The 9352-nt window shown below is 65.6% G+C and carries 7 protein-coding genes and 2 pseudogenes; 5 read left to right on the top strand and 4 right to left on the bottom strand.

All coding sequences use genetic code 11. The features are described 5' to 3' along the window. Nucleotides 1–97: 97 nt before the first annotated feature. On the bottom strand, nucleotides 98–250 hold the full coding sequence (locus tag ACZ7C5_RS20560) for a hypothetical protein (protein WP_470323161.1): 153 nt from the start codon (nucleotides 248–250) through the stop codon (nucleotides 98–100). A 2-nt stretch (nucleotides 251–252) separates the two neighbouring features. Here ACZ7C5_RS20560 and ACZ7C5_RS20565 point away from each other — a divergent pair. Next, nucleotides 253–1245 (top strand): annotated as a pseudogene (locus ACZ7C5_RS20565) (site-specific integrase). A 795-nt stretch (nucleotides 1246–2040) separates the two neighbouring features. On the opposite strand, the gene ACZ7C5_RS20570 reads toward ACZ7C5_RS20565, so the two are convergent. Continuing rightward, on the bottom strand, nucleotides 2041–2631 hold the full coding sequence (locus tag ACZ7C5_RS20570; RefSeq protein ID WP_401078376.1) for an alpha/beta hydrolase: 591 nt from the start codon (nucleotides 2629–2631) through the stop codon (nucleotides 2041–2043). Nucleotides 2632–3104: 473 nt separating this feature from the next. Then, nucleotides 3105–3239 carry a hypothetical protein gene (locus tag ACZ7C5_RS20575; protein ID WP_470323162.1) on the bottom strand — a complete coding sequence of 45 codons (135 nt, stop codon included), beginning with the start codon at nucleotides 3237–3239 and terminating at the stop codon, nucleotides 3105–3107. Nucleotides 3240–3451: 212 nt separating this feature from the next. Between ACZ7C5_RS20575 and ACZ7C5_RS20580 the strand changes: the two genes are divergently transcribed. Next, the gene (locus ACZ7C5_RS20580) at nucleotides 3452–3634 is read left to right on the top strand and encodes a hypothetical protein (protein ID WP_401078370.1); all 183 of its coding nucleotides are present in this window, start codon (nucleotides 3452–3454) and stop codon (nucleotides 3632–3634) included. 23 nt (nucleotides 3635–3657) lie between these two features. On the opposite strand, the gene ACZ7C5_RS20585 is transcribed toward ACZ7C5_RS20580, so the two are convergent. Then, nucleotides 3658–4584, bottom strand: a complete 927-nt coding sequence (locus ACZ7C5_RS20585) for an IS5 family transposase (protein WP_470323163.1) — start codon at nucleotides 4582–4584, stop codon at nucleotides 3658–3660. Nucleotides 4585–4958: 374 nt separating this feature from the next. Between ACZ7C5_RS20585 and ACZ7C5_RS20590 the strand changes: the two are divergent. From ACZ7C5_RS20590 to ACZ7C5_RS20600, 3 genes and pseudogenes are all read left to right on the top strand, one after another. After that, a pseudogene (locus ACZ7C5_RS20590) lies at nucleotides 4959–5138 on the top strand (hypothetical protein). Between the two features lie 303 nt (nucleotides 5139–5441). Next, entirely contained in the window at nucleotides 5442–6086 is a 645-nt protein-coding gene (locus ACZ7C5_RS20595) for an MBL fold metallo-hydrolase (RefSeq protein WP_470323164.1), read from the top strand. A gap of 119 nt (nucleotides 6087–6205) precedes the next feature. Next, nucleotides 6206–9040, top strand: coding sequence for an AfsR/SARP family transcriptional regulator (locus ACZ7C5_RS20600; RefSeq protein ID WP_470323165.1), 2835 nt, complete (start codon nucleotides 6206–6208; stop codon nucleotides 9038–9040). Nucleotides 9041–9352 lie beyond the last annotated feature (312 nt).

Raw genomic sequence — 9352 nt, forward strand, 5'->3', positions numbered from 1 at the left:
ACTGCCGAGGGTCATTCGATACTCATGCTAAAAGTGACTTAGGCCACAGGGAATCAATCGGTCTACACCTGGTACTCCAAGGAGTATCAGGCACGCGCTAGGTCATGGCGTTTGCAATGAGCTCCATCGACTCCACGATCAGCACAGCGCCAACGGCGGCCAGTCTGGCGCCCTTTCCGGGCTTGTTTGCGTAGCCAATCGTCGGGGTGCCGGCAGCTTCCTCGGCCTCGACGGTCGCGGGCAGCGTCACCGATGGACGGCCGCTGCCAGGCCGCCGTCTACGTCCCGCAGCCGGACGGCACGTCAGCCTGCAAGTTCGTCTATGGGAAGACGTGGGACGAGTGCAACGGCCAGCGCAAGGAGTTGGTGGAGCGTGCCAAGCCGGGCATCGCAACCCCGACCCGGTCGGCGAAGCTCGCTGAGTGACTGCCGTACTGGCTGGAGCAATTCATCGCCGCCGACCGGAAGAAGACCACACAGCCAAGTACGAGACGCACGTGCGCCGCTACCCGGTCCCGCTGCTCGGTTCCAAGGGGCTGGAGTCGCTGAGCCCGCGCGACGTGCGGACGTTCCTGGCGAAGGTCACCAAGCAGTCCAGCGCCGCGACCGCGAAGGAGTCGCACCGGGTGCTCCACTCGGCGCTGAGCGCCGCGTGCCGGGACGAGCTGATCGTGCGGAACGTCGCGATGCTGGTCCCGCCGCCCCGGGTGACGAGCCGTGAGATCAAGCCGTGGACGCTCGGCATGCGGCGCGGTGAGATCGTCGGGCTCCGCTGCTCTGAGGTCGACCTCGACCACCGGGTCCTGGTCGTCCGCGAGCAGGTGCAGCGCGTCCGGGGCGAGCTGTACGCGGACACCACGAAGAGCGGGAAGCGCCGGCCGATGCCGCTCCCTCGGATCTGCGTGGCGGCGCTGCGCTGGCACCGTATGCGGCAGGACGAGGCCCGGCGCGCGGCCGGGGAGAAGTGGGAGGAGACCGGGTACATCTTCACCACCCGGTCCGGCCGGCCGATCGAGCCGACCAACCTCTACCGCTCGTTCGTCCGGGTGTCCAAGGCCGCCGAGGTCCCGGCCATCCGGGTGCGCGACGCTGCTCGTCGCGTGCGGGGTGCCGCCGCGGGTGGTGATGGAGATCCTCGGCCACAGCCAGATCGGGCTGACGATGAACGTCTACACCCACGTCACCCAGGACACCCAGCGGGAGGCCATCGGCAACATGGACCGGCTGCTCAAGCGGCGCCACTGATGTCAGCCAGGCATGCCGAGGGCCCCCAGCCAAGATCGACTAGGGGCCCTCGGTGCTGGTGGGCGCGGACGGTTTCGAACCGCCGACATCTGCTTTGTAAGTTTTCCCCAGGCAAGCCTCTGACCTGCTGAAACGTCGGCCACCTGGCCGCTGACCTGCGAAGATGCCTCTCTGGGGCTCTCGCGACCTCTCCGCGTTTCTCGGCCTCATGTGTGCCGATTCCGTGCCTTGAAGTGGTCCGCCGGTCTTCCCACCGCCGCCGACTGCCTCGCTGCTCGGCCGCTCAACGGCCCTCCAAGTATCGCAGGCCCACCGCTCCCTCGCGGGCACCGAACGGGCTGGAGATCACTGCGAACCTGCGGGCGGAAGCGCCTCCTCGCCCACCCCAACTTCCACGGAACGTGACCAAGAAGCTGACCTTGCACATCGACACCATCACCCTCGGGCGGTTCGACAAACTGCTCTCGGACGCGACCATTCCTGTCACTCACCGCGCCTTGTGGCTGCTACTCACGGAGGTCCGCCAATTCGGCCTGCGAACCCTGGCCAGCCGATCAGGCGACCACCCTGGGACGCGTCGTCGCCGTGCTCTGCAGCCTCTGACCGCACGTCGGCACCAGTCCAGATGAACCCTTCATGGCATCCTTTCCCAGCGGCACGGTGGGTGGCTACCACAGCCAGCAGGCGCTGGACCGACAACCCGATGAGCAGCCATTCCCAGAGTTGGTCACCACCGGCCCTGAGCTTGGATGAACGAAGAGCCACCCAGAGAAGGCCAGCCGACTTTGTTAGCCCTCAGTGGCAGAGTGAGCCGATGAAGCGGTCCAGGCGAGAGACGACTTGCCGCAGGACCTCAACCGATCCTGCGGCATCGTCCGCAAGCTCCAGGCCATGGTCCGCCGAGGGCACCTCCAGGACATCGTGCCACAGGGACGCAGCAACTCGTGAATCCCAGACCCTGTCGGCACTTCCGCCAATGAGGAGGGTCGGCTCCATGGCTCGCCGGAGAGCCGCGGCAACGTGGTCGATGGTCAAGACCGGGGTGAGCCAGGCTGCCGGGATGTTCCTGTCAGCTGTGATGCCGCAGGCGAGGGAACCCAGGGACTTGCCGACGACGAGCCGACAAGCCCCCGCCTCGGCTTCGATGGCCTCGGTGACCTGACGCTCCACCCATGCGATCCGGTCGTCCAGCGTGAACTGCGCGAAGTCACTGGGGATCTGCCACCACAGTTCCTGGACCGTCCAGCCATGCTGGAGCAGGACACCCCGGGCGAAGTGCAGCAGGGGCCTGGCAGGCGAGTATCCGACACCTGGAACGACAACTGCGACACGATCTCGGGCTCCGTCGAAACGGATGGGCATGGCGAAGGGGACGGGATCAGGCATGACCGCAGACTACTAGTCAGCTAATCATGGACGCCCTGTCGGCAACGGGTGAAATGAGGGCCACGGACAGCGGATCAAAAGAGGGCCGGTGGGCGGTCTCGTGATCGTCCTGGGTTCAGCGGTGCTGGAGCCGGGAGGAAGCGAGGGTGATCCGCGTGGAGGACTGGGCCGAGATTCGACGGTTATATCGGAGCGAGGGGTTGTCGGCGCGGGCGGCGGCCCGTGAGCTTGGAGTTTCCCGGGGAAGGGCTCGGCGGTAGACGCGGTCGAGCCTGTGGTCCGGGAGCTGTTGAAGCAAACGCCGACGATGCCGGTCACGGTGATCGCCGAGCGGATCGGTTGGAAGCGCGGGCTGACCGTCCTGCGGGAACGGGTGCGGGAGTTACGGCCGGCCCGGTGTCGCGGACGGTCTATCAGCCGGGCGAGCTCGCGCAGTGCGATCTGTGGTTCCCGGCGGTGGACGTCCCACTCGGCTACGGGCAGACGGGACGGCCGCCGGTGCTGGCGATGGTGATGGTGATGGTTTCGGGCCACTTCAGGGTGATCACCGCCCGGACACTGCCCACGCGGAGGATCGCGGTCCTCATCATCGCACCGAGCTGCGCCACAACAACACCTTGCATAAATTGCCTGAACAAATTCTGAGACTTCAAAAACTACAGAACACCAAAAGCCGCATATTTCGCTAAATTAATGCGATTCGATTGAATGTAGACATTTCACCCCGAAATATCAGGGAATGTTCCAGAGAATTCCATCACACAGTTACGTCTACTAAAGGGACGCGGTGTAGCGGCCTGCCCGCACCGCTACCACGATCATGGCCAGCAACTCCCTCGTCCTCACCACCTGCATCGCCGGGGCCCTCGTGCTCCTCACGGTGGTGTGCGCGTTCACCATCATCAGCCGTACCGCGCTGCGCCGCTCCGAGCCCGCGGACAGCCCACTTGTCCTGGCCCGTCGCACGGCACTTGCCAAGGCGATGCTGCACCGACGCGGCTGAGAAAGTGTTGGGTAATCGGGTGATCACTCGTTCTTGAGGTCGTCGGCGAGGCGGCGGGCGGCTTCGGTCTCGATGGGGCCGCGCGGTTCGACCTCCTCGCCGGCGAGGCGGGCGGCCATGAGCCGGATCATGGCAACCTTGATCATCGCTTCGGCATGCGCGGTCTTGCGCTCGTAGTCCCGTGCCAACCGTCTGCACCGTCCCAGCCAGGAGAATGTCCGCTCGACCACCCACCTGCGGGGCAGCACCTGGAAGCCTTTCACATCAGCGTTGCGCGGCACCGCGACGATCTCCAGATTCTCGTGCTCCGCCGCCCAGCCGACCAGGCCCGCATCGACGATGTTGACGTAGCCGCCGTCGACCCAGACGAGCCCGACCTGCGGGAACAGCTCACGGATGCCGGACAGGACGAGCTTCGCGCCCGCCCGGTCCTGCACCGAGGCCGAGTGCACCACCGCCCGCAAGACCAGCCCGCAGGTGTCCACGAGCAGGTGGCGCTTGCGGCCCCGCACACGCTTGCCCGCGTCGTAGCCGATCGCCTCGCCGCCCTGATGGCTGCGGGCCGACTGCGAGTCCAGCACCGCCGCCGAGGGCTGCGGATCCCGGCCGTCCGCCACCCGGACCCGCTCACGCAGCACGTCGTGGACCCGGTTCCACGTGCCGTCGGCCGTCCAGGCGCGAAGCCACCGGTAGGCCACGTCCCACGGCGCCAGATCGTGCGGCACCAGCCGCCACGAACACCCGCTGACCAGCACGTACAACACGGTGTCCACGACCAGCCTGCGCGGGAACTTCAGCGGACGGCCACCCCGACGCGGATCCCGCTCCGGCAGCAACGGCTCGATGACCAGCCACTGAGCATCCGTCAACGACGATTCATAGGACGGCTTGCACAAACAGACACACATGGCGGTGATCGTCGCGGATGCCTCGCCCGCGACGATCACCACCAGTGCATCACGCCACGAAGTTGATCAATTACCCAACACTTTCTGCCCCGCACTTAGACCTGCTGAACGTTCGCACCCCATGCGACGCGAACGTTCGGCCAGACCCGTTCGCGAGTAGCGAGCCACACCGATCTGGGCAGACGGCTACTCGCACACCCGTCCATCCCGACCGCACCAAGCGTCGACCTACTGGCTGTCAGCAGGCTCATTCCGGCATCCCACTCGCGTGGCGGCGCAACCAAGCAGGCCCTCGGGCACTCCGGCCAGCGTTCGTGATATCGGTGCCCGCCGAAAGGCTGCTCGACACAGACGACGAGGTGCTGCTGCGGAGCCGGATGCAGGGGACGGATCACTAGGCCCCGGACTCCGGCCCGCTGCTCGGCCATGTCTACTGAGAGCTGGTCGGTAGCCCGCTCAACGGGCTGCTACTGGACGTCACCAGCTGGGATGCTGGGCAGCTGACCGACGGCGCGGCACCGATGACCGAGCTCGGCCGGAATGGCTGCGTCGGGCGGGCGTACTACGAGCTTCGGCACGTGGACCCGCGTCGCTGAGACTGTCCCAACGACCTTCCCTGACGCCACCCGGACCAACCCGCCCGGCACCGCGCTGCCGGGCAGCGGAGACTGAACACGTCGGTTCGCGCTCGCAGTCTGGCCAGGCGGTAGTGGCCGGCGCCCGTCGCGATGATGGTGCCGCCGAGGGTGAGTCGGTCGACGATGGCCACGAAAGGCAAATGTGAACGCGCCGATTTATACCTTTTGTAAATTTTGAGACAATTCATTCCTCTTTCCGGGCGGCGCACCCGACCGAAAAGCAGAGCTGGCTTTTCCTCTTTGATCGTCTATGATCAAAGGATGACGCCATACTCGGGTACCGCCCCTGGAGTTCGTGAGCTTTCCGAGCTGATCATCAGCAAGATCTCGGTTGGCCCTGGAGACAATAACTGTTATCTATTGAAGTGCCGCTCGACCGGGCAGCAATTGATGATCGACGCGGCGAATGAACCGGAGGTTCTGCTCGATTTCTGCAACCGCCGCCTGGCCGCCGTCGTCACCACGCACCAGCACTGGGACCACTGGGAACACGGACTTCCCGCAGTGGTCGCCGCCACTGGCGCCACAACCCATGCAGGAGCGCCCGACGTGGCGGGGATCACCGTGCCCACCGACGTGCCGCTGCACGACGGCGATGTCATCACGTGCGGCGCGTTCGAACTGAGGGTGATCCGGCTGACCGGCCACACTCCGGGGAGTGTGGCTCTGCTGTACAAGGACCCCGGCGGCCATCCGCACCTGTTCACCGGCGACTCGCTGTTCCCCGGCGGGGTGGGGAACACCTTCGGCGACCTCGAAGCCTTCGCCACGCTGTTCGAAGACGTCGAGACCAAAATCTTCGATGCACTGCCGGATGACACGTGGATTTACCCCGGACACGGCCGGGACACGACGCTCGGTGCCGAGCGTCCGTCACTTTCCGAGTGGCGGGCACGCGGCTGGTAGGCGTTTCGCCGACTTCGATGCGCGTGGGGAATCGGGACCATCGCTGGGAGACTGCAGGACCCGATCAGTGAATTCCTACGTAACAACGTTGTCGGGTTCATTCATCGAAGGCAGGACCAATGGAATTTCAGGTGCTCGGGAATGTGGAGATGCGGGATCATGAACGCCTCCTTCCCCCGATCCGCCCTCGCCACGAACGATTTCTCGCCCGTCTGGTATTGAGTCCTAACACGCTTGTTTCCATCAGTGCGCTCGCCGAGGCCCTGTGGGACGGTGACCCACCCGCGTCCGCGGAGCGACAGGTTCAGAACGTGGCGTCGCAGCTGCGCCAGGCCTGGCTGACCGCCGGCGTGTCCGAGGCGAACGAGATTATTCGAACGGGCAGAGCCGGATACTCCCTCAACGTCGAAGTGGGAAGCATAGACCTCCATGTCTTCCGGAAACTGGTCACCCAATCCGGAGGCCTCGCCCGGACAGGTGATCTGCATCGCGCGATCAGAACAATCCGGCAAGCTCTGGAACTGTGGCGCGGCCCGGCCTTCGCTGGGGTCGAGAGTCAGGTGATCCAGAGAAACTCCGTGCTCATCAATGAGGAGCGGCCCGCAGCCTGGGAAGAGTGCATGCGGTTGGAGCTGGAGGTCGGTCAGCACGGTCGTGTAGTCACCGAACTGTCCGCACTCATCGCGGAGTTCCCTTTCCACGAGCGGCTCACTGGCCACTACATGACGGCGCTGTACCGTACGGGCCAGCAGACGGCCGCACTTCAGACCTACCAGCAACTGCGAGACCGTCTGGGCGACGAACTGGGCATCGACCCTGGTCCCGTCCTGCAGGAGCTCCACGAGAAGATCCTGCGGAACGATCCGGCTCTGCTGGTTCGGACAGCGCCCGAGACCGGGACGGTGACAGTCCCAGCTACCCGGCGGCCCGTCGTCTCCACGCCCTCGCTCTCAGTACCGAGCCAGCTCCCGCCGCAGGACGGTTCCTTCGTCGGACGGTGGGAGGACCTGGCGCTGCTCTCGCAGCACAGCGGACAGACACAGGTGCTCGTGGTCACCGGTGCGGCGGGCATGGGCAAGACGTCACTCGCCGTGCAGTGGGCGCACCAGGTCCGGGATTCCTTCCCAGACGGACACGTCTTTCTCGACCTACGCGGGCACAGCGCGACAAGCAGGGTCTCGGTGGACGGCGTGCTTGAACACATTCTGGAGAGCCTGGGCCTTCCGCCGCAGAAGATCCCCGGGCATCCGGAGAAGCGGCTCGGGCTGTATCGCTCGACCATTGCCGACAAGAAGATGCTGATCGTTCTGGACAATGCCGGCTCGATCGATCAGATTCTGCCGGCCGTACCGACTAGCGGAGGATCACAACTGGTCGTGACCAGCCGCAGCAACCTCGCGGCCGTTTACACCCATGTCGCGGCAGCCGGGCTGGCCATGGGCGGACTCAGCCGGACTGAGAGCCGCTCCATCCTCGTGAGAGCCAGGGCGGGACTACTGGAGAACTCCGGCCCTTCATTGGAGTTCCTGCTCGACCTGTGTGACGGGATGCCGTTGGCCCTGCGTATCCTCGCCGCGCGGATGATGGCGGATCCGGCCCTGACACCGGAGGACCTGGCCGCCGACCTCTCCCGTGACAGCGCACTGCTCGACGGGTTCACCATCGACGGTGGCGGGCGCAGCGTGCGATCCGTACTGACGAACGCCTATGCGGCGCTGTCGGCGGATGACGCGCGGCTCTTCCGACTGCTGGCGGTCCACCCCGGAAGGCGGCTGCGTATCGAGTCCGTGGCGACGATCGCTGCGACCTCACCACCGGCCGTACGGCGCGGCCTCGACCGGCTGATCGCGTTGCACCTCATCAGCCGGTCGGGCGACCACTACCTGACCATGCACGACCTGGTCAGGTCGTTCGCCGCGGAGCGTCTCGACGCCCATGCCCGGGACGACAGGCCAGCCGAGGCGGTCTATCGCCTCCTGGAGTGGTACCTGGGAGTGGCAGCCATGGCTGGCGGCGTACTGCGGCCGGACCGCGACGCCTTCGCCGACTGTGAGCCGCCGATCGAGACCTTCGTCGAGAATTTCGCCAAGGATCTCGACGCCATCAAGTTCATCGATCAGGAGAAGGAGAATCTGGCACCCGTCACCACGGCCGCGGTTCTTCATGACACCGACCGAGCGGTGGAGTTGATCTACCACCTGCACAGCTACTTCGTACGGTCCGGCTTCTCGTCCGCCGACGTGGACGCGTGGAAGCAGTGCGAGAAAGAGGTGCACAGGATTCAGTTGCCACTGCACCGGGCCCACCTCTTCCACGCCCTAGGCGGCGCTCTCGCCGTCACCCACGACCACGACGGCGCCGTCGAACGCCTCCGACTCGCCACCGAACTCTACGAGGGGGAAGGGCACCTGAACGGGGCGGCTGGCTCACGCCTTGGCCTCGGCTTCGTATTCGAGTTGCAGGGGCGCTATCACGAGGCTCTGGCCGAGCACGAGCAGGCGCTTGCGTTCGCCGAGGCGGCGAAGAACACCACGCTCGTCGTGCACGCCCTCAATAACACGGCGGACGCTCTGCTGGCCCTCGACGACGTCGATGCCGGCCTGGAACGGCTGCGGGCCGGACGAGAGCTGGCTCGGGAGCATGGCCTGCGGCACCACGAAGCCGCGATCCTCAGCAGCATCGGAGCGGTCTTCATCCGTAAGCGGGACCATGCGGAGGCCTTGACTCACCTGCACGAAGGACTAGTGCTGATGCGACGGTCCGGGTTCCGCACCGCGGAGGCGGACACCCTCGCCCGGATCGGGCACGCCGTGCTCGGCTCCGGAGACCGGGCCCTCGCAGCCGAGTGGTTCCGGAAGGCCCAGGAGGTCTACCGCCAGAACGACGACTCAACCGGTGAGGCCGACATGGAGCGTCTGGTCGAAGGACTGGTGGGCGCTCACCGGCCTGAGTGAACCCGCACCGTTGGAACCTGATCGGCTCGCGCACTTCCTCGTCAAAGGCATCCGCCCAGGTCAGAGGCAGCGGATGAAAGGTGGATGACGATCGGATGCAAGCTGAGAGCAAGCTGAAATCAGCAAGGCCGAGAGGGCGGAGCACCTGGGGGGGAACCCGCACGGGGTTCGTTCGAAATCGGTTGGTTCCTATGGCTCTGAAGGGAGCAGTCACCATGGAGAACGTTGTGGAGATCATCGAGGTCATCGAGTCCCTCGAGGAGACCGAGGGCGGCCTGGACGCGCTGACGTCCGTGCAGGCCGGCGAGACCT

This window comes from Kitasatospora sp. NPDC036993 (assembly GCF_055607525.1).

Coding starts and splice junctions, on each gene's coding strand:
- ACZ7C5_RS20595 (WP_470323164.1), top strand. CDS start 5,442: ATGACGCCATACTCGGGTACCGCCCCTGGAGTTCGTGAGCTTTCCGAG.
- ACZ7C5_RS20600 (WP_470323165.1), top strand. CDS start 6,206: ATGGAATTTCAGGTGCTCGGGAATGTGGAGATGCGGGATCATGAACGC.
- ACZ7C5_RS20580 (WP_401078370.1), top strand. CDS start 3,452: ATGGCCAGCAACTCCCTCGTCCTCACCACCTGCATCGCCGGGGCCCTC.
- ACZ7C5_RS20570 (WP_401078376.1), bottom strand. CDS start 2,631: ATGCCTGATCCCGTCCCCTTCGCCATGCCCATCCGTTTCGACGGAGCC.